Consider the following 20,801-nt stretch of genomic DNA (forward strand, 5'->3'; position numbering starts at 1 on the left):
GTGGCGCCATGTCACACCACCTCAGCGGACCCCACCTGCGGTCCCCGATGGACGACGCCCGCCTGGACCTCACGGATCTCTTCGCCTTCACCGTCCCCGGCGGGCGGACCGTTCTCATCATGAACGTCAACCCCATCGCGCCCACCGGCGGCACCACGTTCCACCCCGACGCGGTCTACCGCATCAACGTCGACACCGACGGCGACAACCAGGCCGACATCGCCTACAGCTTCACCTTCTCCGACCCCGCGGACGACGGCGAACAGACCCTCGCCCTGCACCGCGCCACCGGCACCGAAGCCCGCAGCCACGAAGCCGCCGGCACCCCCCTCTTCACCGACGTCCCCGTCTCCTTCGGGCGCGAACTCTCCGTCACCGAAGCCGACGGCTACAAGGTCTCCGCCGGGCTCCGCAGCGACCCCTTCTTCGCCGACCTCGACGGCATCGTCGCCGACTTCCAGTGGACCGGCACCGACTGGGGCGCCGACAAGAACGTCTTCGGCATCGCCCTCGAAATGCCCGACGTCGAACTCGGCGACGACCCCCGGATCGGCGTCTGGGCCCGCGTCAGCCTCCACACCGACGGCGAACTGACGTCCGTCGACCGCGGCGCCCACCCCTCCCTCACCGCGTACCTCAACGCCGACGACGCCAAGGACGCCTACAACGCGGGCGAACCGGCCGACGACTGGGCGACCTACCTCGAACCCTGGAAGGCCGCCCTCGCCCACACCGGCGGCTACGACCCCGACGCCGCCGAGGCAGCCCTGCGCACCGTCCTCCCCGACGTCCTGCGCTACGACCGCACCCGGCCCGCCGCCTACCCCAACGGGCGCACGCTGACGGACGACGTCACCTCGGCCCGGCTCGCCATGATCTCCAACGGCAAGGTCACCTCGGACCACATCGGCCCCCACACCGACCTCCTGCCGCACTTCCCCTATCTGGGGACGCCCCACTGAGCCGGGCTCACGGAGTGACGATGGCGAAGTCCGGATCCGGCTCGTCGAGGACGTCCAGGAGCTTCGACAACAGCGAGGCGTCCCCCTCCACCGTGATCCCGCCCAACCCCTTGCCCCCCAGCAGGGCGAGCAACTGCGGCTTCGTCATCGTCAGTGTCACCCCCGCGTCCGGATCGGGGCGCTCGCTCCGGCGATACGTCAACACCCCGTTCGCCAACCGCAGATGCCACACGGCGCCCAGCGACGGCAGACTCCAGTCCATCGACAGCCGCACATCCCACGCCCGCGGCCCGTTCACCCGGATCGCCACCGAGTCGATCAACTGCTCCACGGACAGCGCCATCAGCATGTCCGGCCCGGTCGTCGACCCCGACGCCGATCGCACCCCCTCGCGCAACTCCAGCGCACCGGTGAGATAGAAGTTCCGCCACACCGCGTTCTCCGAGGCGTACCCCAACGTCTCGTACACGCGGGCCAGTTCAGCCTTCGCCGTACGATGCGACGGATCGGCGAACACCACCTGGTTCAACAGCGTCGCGGCGAACCGCAGATCACCCTCCCGCGCGAACGCCCGCGCCTTCGCCACGGTCGCCGACCGGCCGCCCATCGCCCGGACGTACCGCTTGGCCTCCTCGACCGGCGGATGCTCCCACAGATGGGCCGGATTGCCGTCGAACCAGCCCATGTACCGCTGGTAGATCCCCTTCACGTTGTGGCTCAGCGAACCGTAGTAGCCGCGGTTCGCCCACACCTTCGCGAGCGCGGGCGGCAGCTCGATCTCCTCCGCGATCTCCCGCCCCGTCAACCCCTGATTCAGCATCCGCAGCGTCTGATCGTGCATGTACGCGTACAAGTCGCGCTGCTGCCCGAGGAGTTCGGTGATCGCCTCCGCACCCCACGTCGGCCAGTGATGCGAAGCGAACGCCACGTCCACCCGGCCGTCGAACAACTCGATCGACTCACCCAGGTAGCGCGCCCACTGCCGGGCGTCGCGCACCTGCGCACCCCGCAGGGTGATGATGTTGTGCATCGTGTGCGTCGCGTTCTCCGCCATGCACACCGCCCGCAGATCCGGGAAGACGAAGTTCATCTCCGCGTGCGCCTCCGTCCCCGGAGTCATCTGGAACTCGATCCGCACACCGTCGACCGTCTCCACCTGCCCGGTCCGCGTGACCTCCCGCGTCGGCGGCACCAGCCCCACCGTCCCCAGCGACACGCTCTGCCCCAGACCGCAACCGATCTGCCCGGCGGGCGACTTGGGCAGGTGCGACCCGTACATGTAGCCCGCGCGCCGCGTCATCGCCGTCCCGGCGTACACGTTCTCCGAGACGGCGTGGTCCATGAACCCGGCCGGCGCGAACACGGGCACCCCACCCGCGCCCTCCGGAAGAACCCCCCGCGACCCTCCGAAATGATCCACATGCGGATGCGTGTAGATCATCCCGGTGACCTTCCGGTCCCCGCGGTGGGCCCGGTAGAGCCCCAGCGCGGCGGCGGCCGTCTCGGCGGAGATGAGCGGATCGATGACGACGATCCCGGTGTCCCCCTCGACGATCGTCATGTTCGACAGATCGAGTCCGCGTATCTGATAGATCCGCTCGGTCACCTTGTACAGCCCCTGCCGCGCCACGAGCTGCGACTGCCGCCACAGACCGGGGTGCGCGGTCCCGGGTGCCTCGCCGCCGAGGAAGGCGTACGCGTCGTTGTCCCAGACGACCTTGCCGGCGGCGTTCTTCACGACCCCGGGCACGAGGGCGGCGATGACCCCCGGTCGGCATCGGCGAAGTCCCCGGCGGGTGCGTTGTCCGCGGCGGCGGTGACCGGATTGAACGCGACGGCAGCGGCGGCGGCCCCGGTGGCGGCGACGAAAGTACGGCGATTCATGGGCGTCATGCCAGGGAACGTCGCAGGTGAGCAGGGGTGAATCAACGGTTCCGCGGAAATTTGGGAGTACTCCCCGCACGGCCCGTGGAGGACGGTGACGCGTCACATTGCGCGGCCGGAGCTCCGGCTGCTCGCCTCACTGGGACGGCCGAAGATCGCCGACGGAAAGTTCGAACCTTTAAATCGAAGGTAGAGTGCCCCGGGTGGGATTCGAACCCACGCTGGATGGTGTTTGAGACCACTGCCTCTACCGCTGGGCTACCGGGGCATCCTTCGGAACGAAGATCGGCGGTCACCCGCCGTGCCCCCACCTTACAGGAGGTGGGTAGGCTCTTGGGGAGCTGTATCCGCCTTGGAAGAGGCCTTGAACGAGGAGCCCCCGTGACCGCCCCCGAGTCGCCCCAGCCCGCCGCCGACGACGACCAGTCGCACGTCCCGCCGCTGACGACCCGCGTCGTCATCGCCGAGGACGAGGCCCTCATCCGCCTCGACCTCAAAGAGATGCTCGAAGAAGAGGGCTACTCGGTCGTCGGCGAGGCCGGCGACGGCGCACGGGCCGTCGAGCTGGCGCGGGAGCACCGGCCCGACCTCGTCATCCTCGATGTGAAGATGCCGGTCCTGGACGGGATCTCCGCCGCCGAGAAGATCGCCGGGGAGTCCATCGCCCCCGTCCTGATGCTCACCGCCTTCTCGCAGCGCGATCTCGTCGAGCGGGCGCGGGACGCCGGTGCCATGGCGTACCTCGTGAAGCCGTTCAGCAAGAGCGACGTCGTGCCGGCCATCGAGATGGCCGTGTCGCGGTTCGCGGAGCTGCGCGCGCTGGAGAAGGAGGTCGCCGACCTCTCGCAGCGGCTGGAGACCCGCAAGCTCGTCGACCGGGCGAAGTCCATCCTGCAGACGCAGTACGGCCTCACCGAGCCCGCCGCGTTCCGCTGGATCCAGAAGACCTCCATGGACCGCCGCATGTCGATGCAGCAGGTCGCCGAGGCGGTCATCGAGGACGCCGAGGAGAAGAAGGCGGCCAAGGGCGGCCAGTAGCAACGGCGCAGTAGCAGGAGAAGGCCCGCCCCACATCGTTGTGGGGCGGGCCTTCTGTCCGTGGGGACGGGGTTCTACTCCTCGCCGAGGTAGGTCTTGCGGACCTCGTCGTCGTGGAGAAGGTCCTGGCCGGTGCCGGAGAGCTTGACGGTGCCGACCTCCAGGACGTAGCCGTAGTCCGCGAGGGACAGGGCGGCCTGCGCGTTCTGCTCGATGAGCAGGATCGTCATGCCTTCGGCCTTGAGGGTGGCGATGGTCTCCATGATCTTCTGCATCATGATCGGGGAGAGACCCATGGAGGGCTCGTCGAGCATGAGCAGCTTGGGCTGGGACATCAGGGCCCGGCCCATCGCCAGCATCTGCTGCTCACCGCCGGAGAGGGTGCCCGCGGCCTGCTTGCGACGCTCACCCAGGATGGGGAAGAGGTCGTAGGCGCGCTGGACGTCCCGCTCGATGCCGTCCTTGTCCTTGCGGAGGAAGGCACCGAGCTGGAGGTTCTCGGCGATGGTCAGCTTGGGGAAGATGTGCCGGCCCTCGGGGGAGTGGGCCATGCCGAGGGAGACGACCTTGTGGGCCGGGATTCCGTTGAGGACCTGGCCGTCGAAGGTGATCTTCCCGCTCGCTGGCTTGATCAGGCCGGAGAGGGTGCGCAGGGTCGTGGTCTTGCCGGCGCCGTTGGTGCCGATGAGGCTGACGACCTGACCGGCCTCGACGGAGAAGGAGATGCCCTTGACGGCCTCGATCTTGCCGTAGGCGACCCTGAGGTCCTCGACCTCGAGAAGTGCGGTCACTTGGAATCTCCTTCGGTGGTGCTGTCCGCTGCCGGAGCGTCGGCCTCGGGGGCCTCGTCGGCCTCGTCGGCCTCCGGGGTCTCCTCGGCCTCCGGGGCCTCGGGTGCCTCGTCGGCGGGAGCGTCGTCGGCGGGAGCCTCCTCGGCGTCCGCCTCGGCCTCCGCTTCCGCCGCCGCCTCCGCGTGGGCCTCCGCCGCCTCGACCTCGGCGACCTCCTCCGCGCCCGGCGCGCCCTCGAACGGGGTGCCGAGGTACGCGGCGACGACGCGCTCGTCGCCCTGGACGACGTCCGAGGTGCCTTCGACGAGCTTCTCGCCCTGGACCAGCACCGCGACGCGGTCGCACAGGTTGAAGATGAACTTCATGTCGTGCTCGATGACCAGGACGGCGATGCCCTTGTCACGGATGGCGAAGACGAGTTCCTCGGTGGCGCGGGTCTCGTTCTGGTTCATGCCGGCGGTCGGCTCGTCGAGGAGGAGCAGACCGGGGTCACTGGCCAGTGCCCGGGCGATCTCCAGCTTGCGCTGCTCGCCGTAGGGCAGGTTGCGGGCGAGGTGCTCCGCCTTGCTCGCCAGGCCGACGAACTCCAGGAGCTCCATGGCGCGTTCGCGGGAGGCGACCTCGGCCTTCTTGAAGCCGGGGCCGCGCAGGAGCGCGGACCAGAGGCCCTCCTTGGTCCGGGTGTGGCGTCCGACGAGGACGTTCTCCAGGACCGTCATGTTGGAGAAGAGGCGGATGTTCTGGAAGGTGCGGGCGATGCCGGCCTTCGTGACCAGGTGCGGCTTGGGCGGCAGCACGGTCCCCTTGTAGCTGACCTGTCCCTCGGTGGGGACGTACAGACCGGTCAGGCAGTTGAAGAAGGTCGTCTTGCCGGCGCCGTTGGGGCCGATCAGGCCGACGATCTCGCCCTCGCGGACGGTGAGGTCCACTCCGCGTACGGCGGTGAGTCCGCCGAAGCGCATGGTGACACCGCTGGCGTCGAGGACGGTCGCGGCCGTGGCCGCTGCCGTGGATTCCGTGGTGGTGGTCGTCATGGCGTTCACGCCCCCGCCTTCGCGGTTCCGACACCGGACTCGGCGGACGGCCGCTGCTCCGGTACGTCGAGCTTGTCAGCGTTCTCGTCGTGCTCGTGGTACTCGAGCTGCGCGCGCCGGTTGGGGATGAGGCCCTCCGGACGGAAGCGCATCAGCAGGATGAGCGCGAGACCGAACGCGAGGAGCTGGAAGTCCTTGAGGAAGGACAGCTTCTCGGGGATGAGGAAGAGCAGCGCCGCGCCGAGGAGCGGGCCGCGGATGGTGCCCATGCCGCCGAGGATGACGGCCGCGAGGAGGAACGCGGAGTTCGGGGCGACGGGGCCGGCGAACACGTACATCTCGGGGAGGACCGTGCCCTGGAAGTGGGCCTGGACCGTGCCGGCGACGCCGGCGAGGGTGGCGCCGAGGGCGAAGGCGATGAGCTTGACCCGGAAGCCGTTGATGCCCATGGCGGTCGCCGCGGTCTCGTCCTCGCGGATGGCGACCCAGGCGCGCCCGATGCGGGAGTCCTGCGCCCGGCTGAAGACCAGGACGACGAGGACCATCACCAGCAGCATCAGCAGGTAGTAGTTGGCGTAACTGCCGAGTTCCACGCCAAGGATGGTGTGGGTCTCGCCGAAGTCGTAGCCGAAGATGTTCAGCGCCGGGATGTTCGGGATGCCGTTGGGGCCGTTGGTGATCTGCGGTCCGTTGTCGCCGTCCATGTTGTTGACGGTGATGCGGAAGATCTCACCGAAGCCGAGCGTCACGATGGCGAGGTAGTCGCCGTGCAGCCGGAGGGTCGGTGCGCCGATGATGACGCCGAAGATCAGCGAGGCGAGCGCGCCGATGATCATGGCGACCCAGAACGGGAGCTCGATGTCCAAGGCGGAGGCCGTGGATCCGGAGACGAGGGCGGCCGTGTAGGCGCCGACGCCGAGGAACGCGACGTAACCGAGGTCGAGCAGACCCGCGAGACCGACGACGACGTTCAGACCGAGGGCGACCGTGGCGAAGATCAGGATCTGCACCGCGATCACGGTGAACGTGTCGGTGGTCTGGGTGAAGGGGAAGACGGCGGCCGCGGCGAAGGCGGCGACGGCCGCGACCTGCTTGTTCTTCGAGGCGATCGCCGAGATGCGGCCCATGAGGCCGGACTTGTTGAGCGCGCCGGCGCCGAAGCCCGCGAGGAGCAGGTAGCCGATGAACAGCTCGGGGTACTCGGTGGAGATGCCGTACGTCACGGCGTACATGCCGATGGCGAACGCGGCGACGATGATCAGGATCTCGGCCCAGGAGGGGATCTCCTTGGGCTTCGACGGCTTGCGGCTGTCGTCCTTCAGGGAGAACGAGGCCAGCGGGATCAGTACCGCGACGAAGGCCACGTACGCGCCGGGCTCCCAGTGCGCGATGCCGCCCAGCTGCGCCGCGATGGCGATCACGGAGTACCAGGTGGTGCCGAGCACGCCGAGGGCGAGGAACTGCAGCGCCTTCGTGGAGCCGCCGGGGGTGAGCCAGCGCAGGCCCTTGACGCCGAGCCCGGAGAGGGCGAAGAGCGTCAGGAGGAGGCCGCCGACGAGGGTGAGGACCTGGAGGCCGCCGGGGTAGCCGTTGACGGTGAGGTCGCCGGGGAACTCGGTGGTGTAGGTCCAGGCGAGGAAAGTGCTGGCGACGGTGACGAGGCCACCGGCGGCGACGATCCAGTGGAGGAGGCCGGGGCTCTGGGCGTCGGTCTTCACCGGCGTCGGCGTACCGGACTCTTCGGGGGTCTTGGTGAGGTCGGTCGTCATCGCGATCACGCCCTGTCCGCAGCGCGTTGTCCGAGCAGACCCTGTGGTCTGAACAGGAGCACCAGGATGAGGAGGGAGAACACCCAGATGTCCTTCCAGGCTCCGCCGCCGAACTGGTCCATCCCGGGGATGTGCTCGACGTAGGCGATGGAGAGGGTCTCGGCGAGACCGAGCACCACGCCGCCGATCATGGCGCCGTAGATGTTGCCGATGCCGCCGAGGACGGCTGCGGTGAAGGCCTTGAGGCCCAGCAGGAAGCCCATCTCGAAGCGGATCTGGCCCTTGTCGAGGCCCTCGGCGACCGCCGCGACCGCGGCGAACGCGGCGCCGATGGCGAAGGCCATCACGATGATGCGGTCGGTGTTGATACCCATCAGCTTCGCGGTGTCCGGGTCCTGCGCCGTGGCCTGCATGGCGCGGCCGCTGCGGCTCTTCGAGACGAAGAGGCCGAGGGCGAGCATGCACATCGGGGCTGCGACGAGGACGAAGGTGTCAGCGCGGGAGATCGACAGGCCGTCGAAGATCTCGAAAGGTCCGCCCTTGAACTCGGGGAAGGTGACCTTGCTCTTGGCGCCCGGGTAGAAACCCCAGATGAGCTGCTGGAGCACGATCGACAGACCGATGGCCGTGATCAGCGGGGCGAGCCGGGGCGCGCCGCGCAGGGGGCGGTAGGCGAAGCGTTCGGCGGCGGTGGCGACGGCCACGGAGACCACCGCGCCGCCTATCAGCATCACGGGAATCGCGATCACGAGGGCGGTGCCCTCGGGCAGGATCGTGTACGCCGTGAGGGCGCCGAAGCCCCCGATCATGAAGATCTCGCCATGGGCGAAGTTGATGAGCTGGACGATGCCGTAGACCATCGTGTAACCGATGGCGATGAGGCCGTAAAGGGCCCCCAGGGCAAGGCCGTCGGCCAGCTGTTGCGGCAGTTCGTTCACCGCAGGGCCTCCGATGAGCGTGTCGGATATGACACCGCGCGAGGGCGCTGTTTGCGCCCTCGCGCGGCTTGGTTCATTTGGTGCGTGTGCGGGGCAGTGCGGGGGGTCAGTCCTTGAAGGTCTCGGACTTCACGTCGACCCAGGCGCCGTTCTTGACCTGGTAGACGGTGAGCTGCTTGTTCGTGGTGTCGCCGTACTGGTCGAAGGAGACCTTGCCGGTCACACCCTCGAAGGAGACGCTGGACATGGCCTCGGTGACCTTGGCGCGGGCGTCGTCGGGGAGCTTGCCGTTGTTGGCGGCGACGACGGCCTTGACGGCCTGGATGATCGACCACGCGGCGTCGTAGGAGTAGCCGCCGTAGGCCGCGTACGGGTCCTTGTAGCCGGCCGCGGTGTAGTCGGCGATGAACTTCTTGGCGGTCGGGAGCTTCTCGACCGGGAAGCCGACCGAGGTGGCCAGGTCACCGTCGTTGGCCTCGCCGGACGCCTTGATGAACTCCGGGTCGTAGATGCCGTCGCCACCCATGGTGGGGATCTTGGCGCCGGCCTTCTTGACCTGGTCGGAGAGCAGGCCGCCCTCGGGGTACTGACCGCCGAAGTAGACGGAGTCGGCGCCCGAGGCCTTGATCTTGTTGGCGGTGGAGGAGAAGTCCGTCTCCTTGACCGTCACGGAGTCGGTGTCGACGACGGTGCCGCCGAGACGCTTGAACTCGTCGGAGAAGATCGCGGCGAGGCCGGCGCCGTAGGTCTGCTTGTCGTTGACGACGAAGACCTTCCGCTTGCCGGCGTCCTTGAACAGGTAGTTCGCGGCGAACTTGCCCTGGACGACGTCCGTGGTGGCGGTACGGAAGTAGGTCTTGAAGGGACGCTTGAAGTCGCCCTTGCCCCAGTTGTCGCCCTGGGAGAGGGACGGGTTGGTGTTGGCCGGGGAGACCTGCGTGAGGTTCGCCTTGTCGAAGTCGGCCTGCATCGACTGGGAGACGCCGGAGTTCAGCGGGCCGACGACGCCGAGGACGTCCTTGATGCCGACGAGCTTGGTGGCGTTGGCCTTGCCGGTGGCCGGGACGGCCTGGTCGTCGAGGGCCTCGATCTTGAAGGTGACGCCCGGGACTTCTTTGTTCTTGTTGGCGGTCTGGACCGCCAGGTCCACGGAGTTCTTGATGCCCTGGCCCAGCGCGGAGAGCGAACCGGTGAGCGGCGCGTCGACACCGATGACGACGGTCGTGCCGCCGCTCGTGTTGTCGCTGCCGCCCTTGTCGTCGCGCGAACCGCAGGCGGTGAGCGTGAGTGCTCCCGTGGTGATCACGGTGGTGAGGATGAGCAAGGAACGGTGTCGCACGATGAATCCTTTCCCTGGCGCGGCCCCCTCGAGCTGAGGCGGTGCCGTGAAGCGTGGAGCTGGAGGTGCCGTTTGTGAATGCCGGGCCGTACTGGGGATGACTGGGTGGTGCAGGGCCGTGCAGTGGACGCGCCCGGCGGCGCGGTGACTGGCGGTGACTCTAAGCGCAGGTGAGGGAGGTGGGGAGCGGCGAGGTCAGGATGTGACTGTCTTGTTATCGCGAGGGGGAGAGGAGGTGGACAGGTGGTGGGCAAATAGGGACATAGCGGTCATCAATGCGGTGTTCACATAGTGAGAACGCCCAGTTCCGCTAAGGGGCTTGAGCAGATCTTGCTCCTGTCGGACCGCTTGCGAGGGTCTCCGGATATCGGACGGTCACTCAAACGTCAGCGGACGGAACGCTGAGTGCGGCACTCCGCTCGCCCCTCGGGTGGCCGTCACGGAGGGTCACGGTGGCGGCTTCCAGTTCTCCGAGCTTCCGGTCGCGCCGTTCGCCGACGCGCACCGTCTTCGGCTCTCCCGGTCGGTGAGGGCCAGCGCGGCTTCGCGCCCCTGTGAGCGCTCTTGGGCGCGCGCGAGCGCGAGCACGTCGTCGTGGATCGTCAACTGCTCGTTGGAGAGCCCCTTTTGCTCCCAGTCGAGCCCCGCCCACGTGCTCCCCGCGAGGGCTTCCTTCACCCAGTACGCGACGAGGTCGGTACAGATCTCCACCGCGGTCCTGGCCCTCGGCGGCGCCGGGTCGGGCCGGTCGTCCGAGCATCCGGGCAGGGCGGTCAGAACGCCGACGGCCAGCACCGCGGCGAGCGCGCTCCTGGTCTGCGCGTACGGCGGAAACCCCATGCCCGGGACGCTAGGGGATCGCGGACGCGGGCACAACAGCCGGTCCGGCCAAGGTAGTTGCGCGCACGGCGCGAGGAACGAGCGGGTACCGGGAGTGCGGGGGGAGGTATGCCCGGTCCGCCCCGGATCGCCGGATCGGGCGCCGTCGTCGCTCCGCCCCGGGTCGCGCTCGGTGCGTCGGCGGAGCTGTCGGGCCGAGGGGTCGGCGTCCGGAATCCGGGGTGGTCCCGCCTGCCTCTCCGGCGTCCGGAAGCCGATGTTCCACGTCCGAGGGCCGGTATTCCGGAGGCCGACGATCCGCGCCCGGGGCGGCGCCCGGAAGAGGTGGATTCGCCCGTCGGGTGTCGTGCCTCGTCGCCCCGGTCCGAGGGTGCGCCGACTCCCGTGATGGTGGCTCCCTGTGACCGTGAACCCGCTCGGGCCGGGCCGGCTCGTACCCAGGGTGGTGTCTCGAGCGTTGCCTCGGGCGGTGCCTCGAGCGGGTCCACGGGCGGTGCCCCGACGTGCCGCGGCCCGGGACGGCGGTGCCCCGACGCGGCGCGGCCCGGGACGGCGGTGGCGGTCCCGGGCCGCGCCGGGGTTCAGGGGAGTCGCGTCAGAGAGTGGGGATCAGGCGCCCGTGCCCGTGCCCGCGCCCGGGACGTTGTCGGCGTCCTTGGCCGTGACCTCGCGGAGCAGGCAGGTCAGCCGGGCCGAGCAGACCCGCTTGTCCTGCTCGTCGGTGATCACGATCTCGTACGTCGCCGTGGAGCGTCCGCGGTGGACCGGTGTCGCGACACCCGTCACGAGGCCGCTGCGGACCCCGCGGTGGTGCGTGCAGTTCAGGTCCACACCGACCGCGATCTTGGAGACCCCGCCGTGCAGCATCGAGCCGATCGAGCCGAGGGTCTCGGCGAGGACCGCGGAGGCGCCGCCGTGCAGCAGTCCGTACGGCTGGGTGTTGCCCTCCACCGGCATCGTGCCGACGACCTTCTCCGCCGAGGCCTCGACGATCTGCACGCCCATGCGGTTGCCGAGGTGCCCGGCCGAGAAGAGGGCGGGAAGATCGACGCCCAGCGCGGCGTACTCGTCGATGACCTCCTGCGGGAACTTCACGTGCTGCTGCTCACCCATCGGCCCGGCTCCGTTCGTCTTCGTACGGCTGCTGATCCACCGATCCGCTGACCCGTGGAACCACCTGAGCAAACGCTTAGGCGGACTGTGATTGTTCCAGACGCACGACGACGGACTTGCTGGCGGGGGTGTTGCTGATGTCCGCGGTCGACTCCAGGGGCACCAGGACGTTCGTCTCGGGGTAGTACGCCGCCGCGCAGCCCCGGGCCGTCGGATAGTGCACCACCCGGAAGCCGGGCGCCCGCCGCTCGCTGCCGTCCTTCCACTCGCTGACCAGATCGGTGTACGCCCCGTCCGGCAGTCCGAGGGCCGCCGCGTCCTCGGGGTTGACCAGAACGACCCGGCGGCCACCCTTGATGCCGCGGTAGCGGTCGTCGAGTCCGTAGATCGTGGTGTTGTACTGGTCGTGCGAGCGCAGGGTCTGCAGCAGCAGCCGGCCCTCCGGCACCGTCGGGTACTCGACCGGCGCCGCGGTGAAGTTGGCCTTGCCGGTGGCGGTGGGGAAGCGGCGCTCGTCGCGCGGGGCGTGCGGGAGCGCGAAGCCGCCCGGGTCGGCGGCGAGGCGGGCGTTGAAGTCCTCGAAGCCGGGCACCACGCGCGCGATGCGGTCGCGGATCGTGGCGTAGTCCTTCTCGAACTCCTCCCAGGGCGTGGTCGAGGCCGGGCCGAGCACGGCCCGCGCCATCCGGGCCACGATCGCCGGCTCGGAGAGCAGATGCGGGCTCGCGGGCGGCAGGTTGCCGCGCGAGGCGTGCACGAGGCCCATCGAGTCCTCGACCGTCACGAACTGCTTGCCACTCGCCTGGACGTCCTTGTCGGTGCGGCCGAGCGTCGGGAGGATCAACGCGCGCGTGCCGGTGACCGCGTGCGAGCGGTTCAGCTTCGTCGAGACGTGCACCGTCAGCCGGGCCCGGCGCATCGCGGCCTCGGTGACCTCCGTGTCGGGGGTGGCCCCGACGAAGTTGCCGCCCATGGCGAAGAAGACCTTCGCCTCGCCGTCGCGCAGCGCCTGGATCGAGCGCACCACGTCGAAGCCGTGGTGGCGCGGCGAGACGATCCCGAACTCCTTGTCCAGGGCGTCGAGGAAGGCGGGCGCGGGCCGCTCGAAGATCCCCATCGTGCGGTCGCCCTGCACGTTCGAATGGCCGCGGACCGGACAGACGCCCGCGCCCGGCCGGCCGATGTTGCCGCGCAGGAGAAGGAAGTTGACCACTTCGCGGATGGTCGGCACGGAGTGCTTGTGCTGGGTGAGTCCCATCGCCCAGCAGACGATGGTCCGCTCGGAGGCGAGGACCATCTCCAGGGCCTGCTCGATCTCGGCGCGGGTCAGGCCGGTCGCCGCGAGGGTCTCGTCCCAGTCCGCCGCGCCGGCGGCCGCGGTGAACTCCTCGTACCCGTGCGTGTGCTCGCGGACGAACTCCTCGTCGACCGCGCCCTCCGTCTCGAGGATCAGTTTGTTCAGCAGGCGGAAGAGCGCCTGGTCGCCGCCGATGCGGATCTGGAGGAAGAGATCGTTGAGCGCGGCGCCCCTGAACATGCCCTGCGGCGTCTGCGGGTTCTTGAACCGCTCCAGGCCGGCCTCCGGCAGCGGGTTCACCGAGATGATCTTCGCGCCCGCGGCCTTGGCCTTCTCCAGGGCGGAGAGCATCCGGGGGTGGTTCGTCCCCGGGTTCTGCCCGGCGACGACGATCAGGTCCGCCTGGTGGAGATCCTCGAGGGAGACGCTGCCCTTGCCGATCCCGATGGTCTCGTTGAGCGCCGAACCGGACGACTCGTGGCACATGTTGGAGCAGTCCGGCAGATTGTTCGTGCCGAACTCGCGCGCGAAGAGCTGCAGCAGGAACGCGGCCTCGTTGCTCGTCCGCCCCGAGGTGTAGAAGAGCGCCTCGTCGGGGGAGGAGAGGGCGGTCAGCTCCTCGGCGATGATCGAGAACGCCCGCTCCCAGGGCACCGCCTCGTACCGCTCGGCGCCCTCCGCCAGGTACATCGGCTGCGTGATGCGGCCCTGCTGCCCCAGCCAGTACCCGCTGCGGGTCGCCAGGTCCGCCACCGGGTGGGCGGCGAAGAACTCCGGCGTGACCCGGCGCAGCGTCGCCTCCTCGGCCACCGCCTTCGCCCCGTTCTCGCAGAACTCCGCCACGTGCCGCTTGTCGGCCTCCGGCCAGGCGCAGCCCGGGCAGTCGAAGCCGTCCTTCTGATTGACCTTGAGCAGGGTCTGCGCGGTGCGCCGCATCCCCATCTGCGCCTGGGCGATCCTGAGGGTATGGGCGACGGCGGGAAGCCCGGCGGCGGCGTGCTGAGGCGGCGCGACCTGCGGTGCGTCCTGGACCGGGTCGCCTGCGGGGGGCTTGCTGACCATCGCGCTCTCCCTTGAGCGGTCATCGTGTGTCGTACATCCCCGATCCTGTCACGCGCCACGGACAGTCCGTGCCCCTCGGTCGCCGGGGGCGGGAATGTCAGTGGTCCGTGGCAGGATCGTCCCCGTGGCTGAGACAGCATCGAAGACCCAAGACAACCGTCCGCGCCTGCTCCTCATGGACGGGCACTCCCTGGCGTACCGGGCGTTCTTCGCGCTGCCCGCGGAGAACTTCACCACGGCGACCGGTCAGCCGACCAACGCCATCTACGGCTTCGCGTCGATGCTGGCGAACACGCTCCGCGACGAGGCGCCCACGCACTTCGCCGTCGCGTTCGACGTGTCGCGCAAGACCTGGCGCTCCGAGGAGTTCCCGGAGTACAAGGCGAACCGCTCCAAGACCCCGGACGAGTTCAAGGGGCAGGTGGAGCTGATCGGCGAGCTGCTGGACGCGATGCACGCGGAGCGGTTCGCGATCGACGGCTTCGAGGCCGACGACGTCATCGCCACACTCGCCACCCAGGCCGAGGCCGAGGGCTTCGAGGTCCTGATCGTCACCGGCGACCGCGACTCCTTCCAGCTGATCAGCGACCACGTGACCGTGCTGTATCCGACCAAGGGTGTCTCCGAGCTGACCCGCTTCACGCCCGAGAAGGTCGAGGAGAAGTACGGCCTCACCCCGCAGCAGTACCCGGACTTCGCCGCGCTGCGCGGCGACCCGTCGGACAACCTCCCCGGCATCCCCGGCGTCGGCGAGAAGACCGCGGCGAAGTGGATCAACCAGTTCGGCTCGTTCGCCGAGCTGGTGGAGCGCGTCGACGAGGTCAAGGGCAAGGCCGGTCAGAACCTCCGCGACCACCTGGAGGCGGTCAAGCTCAACCGCGTCCTCACCGAGATGGTGCGGGACGTCGAGCTGCCGAGGACCGTCCAGGACCTGGAGCGCGCGCCGTACGACCGCACGGCCGTCGCGCTGGTCCTCGACACCCTGGAGATCCGCAACCCCTCGCTGCGCGAGCGGCTCCTCGCCGTCGACCCCGGCGCCGGTGAGGAGCAGCCCGCCGCCCCCGCCGCCGGCGTTGAGCTGGACGGCACCGTCCTCGGCGCCGGCGAGCTCGCGCCCTGGCTCGCCGAGCACGGCGCCGAGCCGCTGGGCGTGGCCACGGTCGACAGCTGGGCGCTGGGCACCGGCAGCGTCAGCGAGATCGCGCTGGCCGCCGCCGGAGGCGCCGCGGCCTGGTTCGACACCACCCAGCTCGACGAGGCCGACGAGCAGGCCTTCGCCGCCTGGATCGCGGACCCGGACCGACCCAAGGTCATGCACAACGCCAAGGGCGCGCTGCGGGTCTTCCCCGAGCACGGCTGGAGCGTCGCCGGCGTCACCATGGACACCGCGCTCGCCGCCTATCTGGTCAAGCCGGGCCGCCGCTCCTTCGCGCTCGACGCGCTCTCCGTCGAGTATCTGCACCGTGAGCTCGCCCCGGCGGCCGCCGCCGACGGACAGCTCGCCTTCGGTGCCGACGACACCGCGGAGGCCGAGGCCCTGATGACTCAGGCCCGGGCCGTCCTCGACCTGGGCGCGGCCTTCGAGGAGAAGCTCGGCGAGGTCGGAGCCCGCGAGCTCCTGCACGAGGTCGAGCTGCCCACCTCCATCCTCCTGGCCCGTCTGGAGCGGCACGGCATCGCCGCCGACCGGGCCCATCTGGAGGCCATGGAGCAGCAGTTCGCAGGCGCCGCCCAGCAGGCGGTGAAGGAGGCGCACGCCTCGGTGGGCCACGAGTTCAACCTCGGTTCGCCCAAGCAGCTCCAGGAAGTGTTCTTCGGCGAGCTGAACCTGCCGAAGACGAAGAAGACCAAGACCGGGTACACCACGGACGCGGACGCGCTGGCCTGGCTGGCCGGCCAGACCGAGCACGAGCTGCCGGTGATCATGCTCCGGCACCGTGAGCAGGCGCGGCTGCGCTCCACGGTCGAGGGCCTGGTCAAGACGATCGCCGCGGACGGCCGCATCCACACCACCTTCAGCCAGACGGTGGCCGCGACCGGACGCCTGTCGTCCACCGACCCGAACCTGCAGAACGTGCCGGTGCGCACCGACGAGGGACGGGCGATCCGGCACGGCTTCGTCGTCGGCGAGGGCTTCGAGGCCCTGATGACGGCGGACTACAGCCAGATCGAGCTGCGGGTCATGGCCCACCTCTCCGAGGACGAGGGCCTCATCGAGGCGTTCACCTCCGGGGAGGACCTGCACACCACGGTCGCCTCCCAGGTCTTCGGCGTCGAGCGGTCCGCCGTCGACGCCGAGATGCGGCGCAAGATCAAGGCCATGTCGTACGGCCTGGCGTACGGTCTGTCGGCCTTCGGCCTCTCCCAGCAGCTGAACATCGAGGCGGGCGAGGCGAGTGCCCTGAGGGACACGTACTTCGAGCGCTTCGGCGGGGTGCGGGACTATCTGCGCCGCGTCGTCGACGAGGCGCGCGCCACGGGCTACACCGAGACGATGCTGGGCCGCCGCCGCTACCTCCCGGACCTGAACAGCGACAACCGCCAGCGCCGCGAGGCCGCCGAGCGGATGGCGCTCAACGCCCCGATCCAGGGCACCGCGGCGGACATCGTGAAGGTCGCGATGCTGAACGTCGACCGGGCGCTGACGGAGGCGGGCCTCGCGTCCCGGATGCTCCTGCAGGTCCACGACGAAATCGTCCTGGAGCTGGCCCCCGGCGAGCGCGAGCAGGTCGAGTCCCTGGTCCGCCGGGAGATGTCCGCGGCGGTCACCCTCCGCGCCCCGCTCGACGTCTCGGTCGGCGTGGGCCCGGACTGGGAGTCCGCGGCGCACTGACGCGGCGAGGCCCCGCGGTCGCGGCCGTGGGGCCGCCCGCGGGGCGTCGGGCTTGCGCCAGGTGGACCAGTCCGGGGGCGCTTCTGCGCGGAGTGCTCCCGAGACTGGGGGGCATGATCAGGAGCTCTCGCCCCCGTCTGCGTGCCTGGGTCCTGCTCGGTGCCGTACTCGGAGTGCTGGGAACCCCCGGGCCCGCCGGGGCGGCCTCCAGGGCGGCCGCGCTCTGTGCGTCGGCCCGTCATCCCGCCCTCGCCGCCAGGCTGTCCACGGACATCCGGGCCGCCCTCAAGGGCCGCAACGGCACCGTCTCCGTCGCCGTCCACGACCCCGGCCGCGGACTGCATTGCCGACTCGCCGACGACCGGTCCTACGACGCCGCCAGCGTCACCAAGGTGCTGATCATGGAGTCGGTGCACAACCGTGCGCAGGAGTTCGGCCGGGCGCCGACCGTCCTGGAAGCGCAGCGCATGTCGGCGATGATCACCCGCTCCGACAACAACGCGGCGACCGCGCTGTGGCAGGGGCTCTCGCGTGACCGGATGCGCGGAGTCCTGAGCTCCGCCGGCGCCCGTGACACCGTCCTCGGTCACGACCGCTACTGGGGCCTCACTCGTACCACCGCCCGTGACCAGCTGGCGCTACTGGGCGCGGTCTCCCGCCGCCCCGCGGCACTCGGTCTCATGGGCAAGGTCGTCGCCTCACAGTCCTGGGGCGTCTCGGCGGGCGCCCCGCGGGCCGCCCGCGTGCACCTCAAGAACGGCTGGCTGCCGCGTGCCACCCACGGCTGGCGGGTGCACAGCATCGGCGCGGTCCGGGGCGGCGGCCACGACTACCGGATCGCCCTGCTCAGCCACGGCAACTCGTCCATGCGCTACGGCGTGCGCACCCTGGAGCTGGTCGCCCACGCCGTCAACGTCCGCCTCGCGGGCGGCGGCGCCAAGGTCCGCGGCTACACACCGGGCGACACGATCAACGAGATCTCGGACGGGAGCGCACCGGCTCTGGATCCCCTGCCGGCCCCGGCCCCGGCCCCGACGCCTCCGCCGACCCCGACGCCTCCGCCCTCGCCCGGCGTGGAGCCGGAGCCGTCCCTCGCAGCCGCATCCCCGCCCCGTACAGCACAAGCCCGACGGCGAGGCCGGCGCCGCCCCCGAAGCAGGCCGTCGGAATGATGTCCAGGGGCGTCTCGATCCGGCCCCAGTACGCGTACCAGCGCACGCAGCGGTGCACCGCACCGGCCAGGACGCACACGCCGATCAGCCCGCCCGCCAGCCACCGCCCCCGCCGGCCGAGAACCGGTACGGCCGGGGGCGGCGCCGGGTCCCCGGAGGCCGCGCGCAGCGCCCGTACCGTGAACCACACCAGCAGCACGAGAGCGAGGGCCGAACCCCCGTACTGGAGATAGAGATAGACCGGGAAACCGGCCACGATCTCGCCGAGGAACGGAATCAACCGCGTACCCCAGCGGTCGAGATGGGTGAAGGCGTCCCACACCACATGCGTCGTGGCGCCGAGCGCCGCCGACAGAACGAACCACGCGGCCAGCGGCGCCGCCCGCCGTTCCCGCCAGGAGCGGCCGCGGACGAACCGGTACACGCGCCCGCGCCGGCGCTCCGGCAGCAGGGCCACCAGCGGCTCACGCACCATCAGCCACACCGCCACCAGCGCCGCGGTGATCAGCACATCGACGGTCACGATCCCCGGCGCGGAGTGCGTGACGTCGCCGAAGACCATCGCGTCCGGGATCGCCGTGGCCGCGAAATAGGTCATGTCGGGCGAGAACGAGCCCGCCACGAGTGCGGAGGCCACCAGCGGCCCGCGCGCGGTGCCGTCGCGGCGGATGCCCGGCAGCACCGCGGCGGCATGACTCAGCGTGAACGGCATCGGAACATCCCCCTCAGGATCCGTGCCGACCACGGTATTTCCCCTGTGACCTGCGGTCGGCGATCACGCCCAGTATGCGGCAGTGATCGTGAAGAGACGGTAGGCGGCCAAGAGGTGACGAAAGAGTGAAACACGGTCAGGGCGCGGTTTTCCGGGGCCCGTAGGTGTCATAGGGTCTCCTGAGTCCACGCGCGGGGAGCGCGGCCGTCGAGGGGGAGGGACCATCCGTATGGCAGCGCAATTCGGCCGCCGACTGCGCAGGGGAGCGACCAGTGGGGCCGTCGTGGCCGCGGCGGTGGCGGCGCTGGCCGCCTCGCAGGCGCCCGGCGTGACCCCGCCGCCCGCGGACAACGCAGGTGGCGACCGGCCCGTCGGCGCCGCCGACACACCGCCGTCGCCCGACGGCACGGCGACCGGCGACTCCCCGTACTACACCGACCTGCCGCCGCTGAACACGCCCAACAAGCCCGGCACCTCCATAGAACTGCCCCTCGTGACCGGTCCCGCGGAGGCGGGCATCCCCGCGTCCGTGCTCGCCGCCTACAAGCGGGCGGAGCAGTCCATCCGGTCCAGCGACCCCGCGTGCAACCTTCCGTGGCAGCTGCTCGCCGGCATCGGCAAGGTCGAGTCCGGCCAGGCGCGCGGCGGACGGGTCGACGCCAACGGCACGACCGTCTCGCCGATCCTCGGCCCGGTCCTCAACGGCGTCGGCTTCGCCAACATCTCGGACACCGACGACGGTGCCTTCGACGGCGACTCGACGCACGACCGCGCGGTCGGCCCGATGCAGTTCATCCCCTCCACCTGGGCGACCTGGGGTCAGGACGCCAACGGCGACGGCCGCAAGGACCCCAACAACATCTACGACGCCGCCCAGGCCGCCGGTCTCTACCTGTGCGCCAACAACCGCGACCTCGCGGTCAAGGCGGACCTGGACCGGGCGATCCTCAGCTACAACCGCTCGACCGAGTACCTGCACACGGTGCTCTCCTGGTTCGAGTACTACAAGCGCGGCACCCACCAGGTGCCGGACGGCACGGGTCTGCTGCCGGTGGACCGCAGCGACACCGCCCGCACCACCTCGCCCCGGCCGAACCCGACGCCGACCGCCCCGGTCACCCCCGCACCCTCCCCGTCGACGGGCACGCCCAAGCCGAACCCGTCCACGCCCGGCACCACGGAGCCGGCCAAGCCGCCCGTCGACCCGCCCGCCACGGTGAAGGTGGTGCGGATCAAGGACGCCGGCACGGGCACCCTGGCGGCCACCGCCGGCGGCGTCTTCGCCGCCCGTCCTGCCGTCCTCGCGCTCGACTCGGCGGGCAAGCCGGTCGCCGGCCTCGGTGTGCGGTTCGAGATCGTCGGCTCCACCGACGCCAACCTCGGCGGTGTGGCGAAGAGCGTGACCGTGACCACCGACTCCACGGGCAAGGCCGTCGCGCCGCCCGTCCGGGCGGGCGAGCGGCCGGGCACGTTCACGGTCCGGGCCACGGTCGTGGGCCGCACCCTGGCGCCCGTCGAGTTCTCCGCGACGGTCACCGAGCGGAAGGCCGACACCCTGGTCCGCGCCGACACCGAGGAGTTGACCGCCACCACCGGCGACCGGTTCGCCGACCGCGTCCTGGTGAAGGCGACCCTCGACGGCGCCGCCGCCTCGTCGGTGGCCCTCACGGCCACCATGATCACCTCGGCGGACGACCCGCAGACGAACGCCAAGGGCCCGTACTTCAAGGACGCGGACGGCAACCCGCTGCGTACGCTCACGGACCTGAAGACCGACGAGAACGGTCTGCTCACGCTGCCCGACATCTACACGGACGGCGAGGCCGGCACCTTCCTGCTGCGCCTGACCGCGCCCGGAGGTGGCACCGTGACCATCGAACTCGAGGTCACCGCCCCGGCCCCCGAGCCGACGCCGACCCCGACGCAGTCGCCGAGCGGCTCGACCGAGGCCACGCCGACGCCCTGACCGGCCCCGGCCGCCGATCCCGTACGACTCCGCCGCCCCTCCGTCCGCCCG

General features: G+C 70.4%; 13 protein-coding genes, 1 tRNA gene and 2 pseudogenes. 5 read left to right on the forward strand and 11 right to left on the reverse strand.

All coding sequences use genetic code 11. The features are described from left to right. Positions 1–8: 8 nt before the first annotated feature. Positions 9–962 (forward strand): DUF4331 family protein, encoded by a 954-nt coding sequence (locus tag ACFV9D_RS20965; RefSeq protein WP_385148077.1) that lies wholly within the window; start codon positions 9–11, stop codon positions 960–962. A gap of 7 nt (positions 963–969) precedes the next feature. Here ACFV9D_RS20965 and ACFV9D_RS20970 read toward each other — a convergent pair. Both ACFV9D_RS20970 and ACFV9D_RS20975 read right to left on the reverse strand, forming a co-directional pair. Continuing rightward, a pseudogene (locus ACFV9D_RS20970) lies at positions 970–2,855 on the reverse strand (alkyl/aryl-sulfatase). Positions 2,856–3,041: 186 nt separating this feature from the next. Then, positions 3,042–3,114 (reverse strand) — tRNA-Leu (locus ACFV9D_RS20975). A gap of 113 nt (positions 3,115–3,227) precedes the next feature. Between ACFV9D_RS20975 and ACFV9D_RS20980 the strand changes: the two genes are divergently transcribed. Continuing rightward, positions 3,228–3,884, forward strand: a complete 657-nt coding sequence (locus ACFV9D_RS20980) for an ANTAR domain-containing response regulator (protein ID WP_385148080.1) — start codon at positions 3,228–3,230, stop codon at positions 3,882–3,884. Between the two features lie 74 nt (positions 3,885–3,958). On the opposite strand, the gene ACFV9D_RS20985 is transcribed toward ACFV9D_RS20980, so the two are convergent. The 8 genes from ACFV9D_RS20985 to ACFV9D_RS21020 all read right to left on the reverse strand — a co-directional run bounded on the left by ACFV9D_RS20985 (position 3,959) and on the right by ACFV9D_RS21020 (position 14,067). Then, positions 3,959–4,675, reverse strand: coding sequence for an ABC transporter ATP-binding protein (locus tag ACFV9D_RS20985; RefSeq protein ID WP_385148083.1), 717 nt, complete (start codon positions 4,673–4,675; stop codon positions 3,959–3,961). Continuing rightward, positions 4,672–5,709: an ABC transporter ATP-binding protein gene (locus ACFV9D_RS20990; RefSeq protein WP_385148203.1), complete on the reverse strand. Its 1,038-nt coding sequence runs from the start codon at positions 5,707–5,709 to the stop codon at positions 4,672–4,674. The genes ACFV9D_RS20985 and ACFV9D_RS20990 overlap by 4 nt, the downstream gene beginning before the upstream one ends. 5 nt (positions 5,710–5,714) lie before the next feature. Continuing rightward, positions 5,715–7,478, reverse strand: coding sequence for a branched-chain amino acid ABC transporter permease (locus ACFV9D_RS20995; protein ID WP_385148086.1), 1,764 nt, complete (start codon positions 7,476–7,478; stop codon positions 5,715–5,717). A gap of 5 nt (positions 7,479–7,483) precedes the next feature. Further along, entirely contained in the window at positions 7,484–8,416 is a 933-nt protein-coding gene (locus tag ACFV9D_RS21000) for a branched-chain amino acid ABC transporter permease (protein ID WP_385148088.1), read from the reverse strand. Positions 8,417–8,522: 106 nt separating this feature from the next. Next, entirely contained in the window at positions 8,523–9,755 is a 1,233-nt protein-coding gene (locus tag ACFV9D_RS21005) for a branched-chain amino acid ABC transporter substrate-binding protein (RefSeq protein WP_385148091.1), read from the reverse strand. 447 nt (positions 9,756–10,202) lie between these two features. Continuing rightward, entirely contained in the window at positions 10,203–10,595 is a 393-nt protein-coding gene (locus ACFV9D_RS21010) for a hypothetical protein (RefSeq protein ID WP_385148093.1), read from the reverse strand. Between the two features lie 609 nt (positions 10,596–11,204). Next, on the reverse strand, positions 11,205–11,708 hold the full coding sequence (locus ACFV9D_RS21015) for a PaaI family thioesterase (RefSeq protein ID WP_385148096.1): 504 nt from the start codon (positions 11,706–11,708) through the stop codon (positions 11,205–11,207). A gap of 76 nt (positions 11,709–11,784) precedes the next feature. Next, the gene (locus tag ACFV9D_RS21020; RefSeq protein WP_385148099.1) at positions 11,785–14,067 is read right to left on the reverse strand and encodes an FdhF/YdeP family oxidoreductase; all 2,283 of its coding nucleotides are present in this window, start codon (positions 14,065–14,067) and stop codon (positions 11,785–11,787) included. Positions 14,068–14,191: 124 nt separating this feature from the next. Between ACFV9D_RS21020 and polA the strand changes: the two genes are divergently transcribed. Together polA and ACFV9D_RS21030 are read left to right on the forward strand one after the other, a co-directional pair. Next, positions 14,192–16,900 carry a DNA polymerase I gene (gene polA, locus ACFV9D_RS21025; RefSeq protein ID WP_385148102.1) on the forward strand — a complete coding sequence of 903 codons (2,709 nt, stop codon included), beginning with the start codon at positions 14,192–14,194 and terminating at the stop codon, positions 16,898–16,900. A gap of 476 nt (positions 16,901–17,376) precedes the next feature. Continuing rightward, positions 17,377–17,730, forward strand: a pseudogene (locus ACFV9D_RS21030) (serine hydrolase); the annotation flags it as partial. Positions 17,731–17,869: 139 nt separating this feature from the next. On the opposite strand, the gene ACFV9D_RS21035 reads toward ACFV9D_RS21030, so the two are convergent. Next, positions 17,870–18,784, reverse strand: a complete 915-nt coding sequence (locus ACFV9D_RS21035; RefSeq protein ID WP_385148105.1) for a DUF4184 family protein — start codon at positions 18,782–18,784, stop codon at positions 17,870–17,872. A 229-nt stretch (positions 18,785–19,013) separates the two neighbouring features. Here ACFV9D_RS21035 and ACFV9D_RS21040 point away from each other — a divergent pair, with 229 nt between their 5' ends. Continuing rightward, positions 19,014–20,750 carry a lytic murein transglycosylase gene (locus tag ACFV9D_RS21040; protein ID WP_385148108.1) on the forward strand — a complete coding sequence of 579 codons (1,737 nt, stop codon included), beginning with the start codon at positions 19,014–19,016 and terminating at the stop codon, positions 20,748–20,750. Positions 20,751–20,801 lie beyond the last annotated feature (51 nt).

The organism is Streptomyces sp. NPDC059875, assembly GCF_042731085.1.
GTDB lineage: Bacteria > Actinomycetota > Actinomycetes > Streptomycetales > Streptomycetaceae > Streptomyces.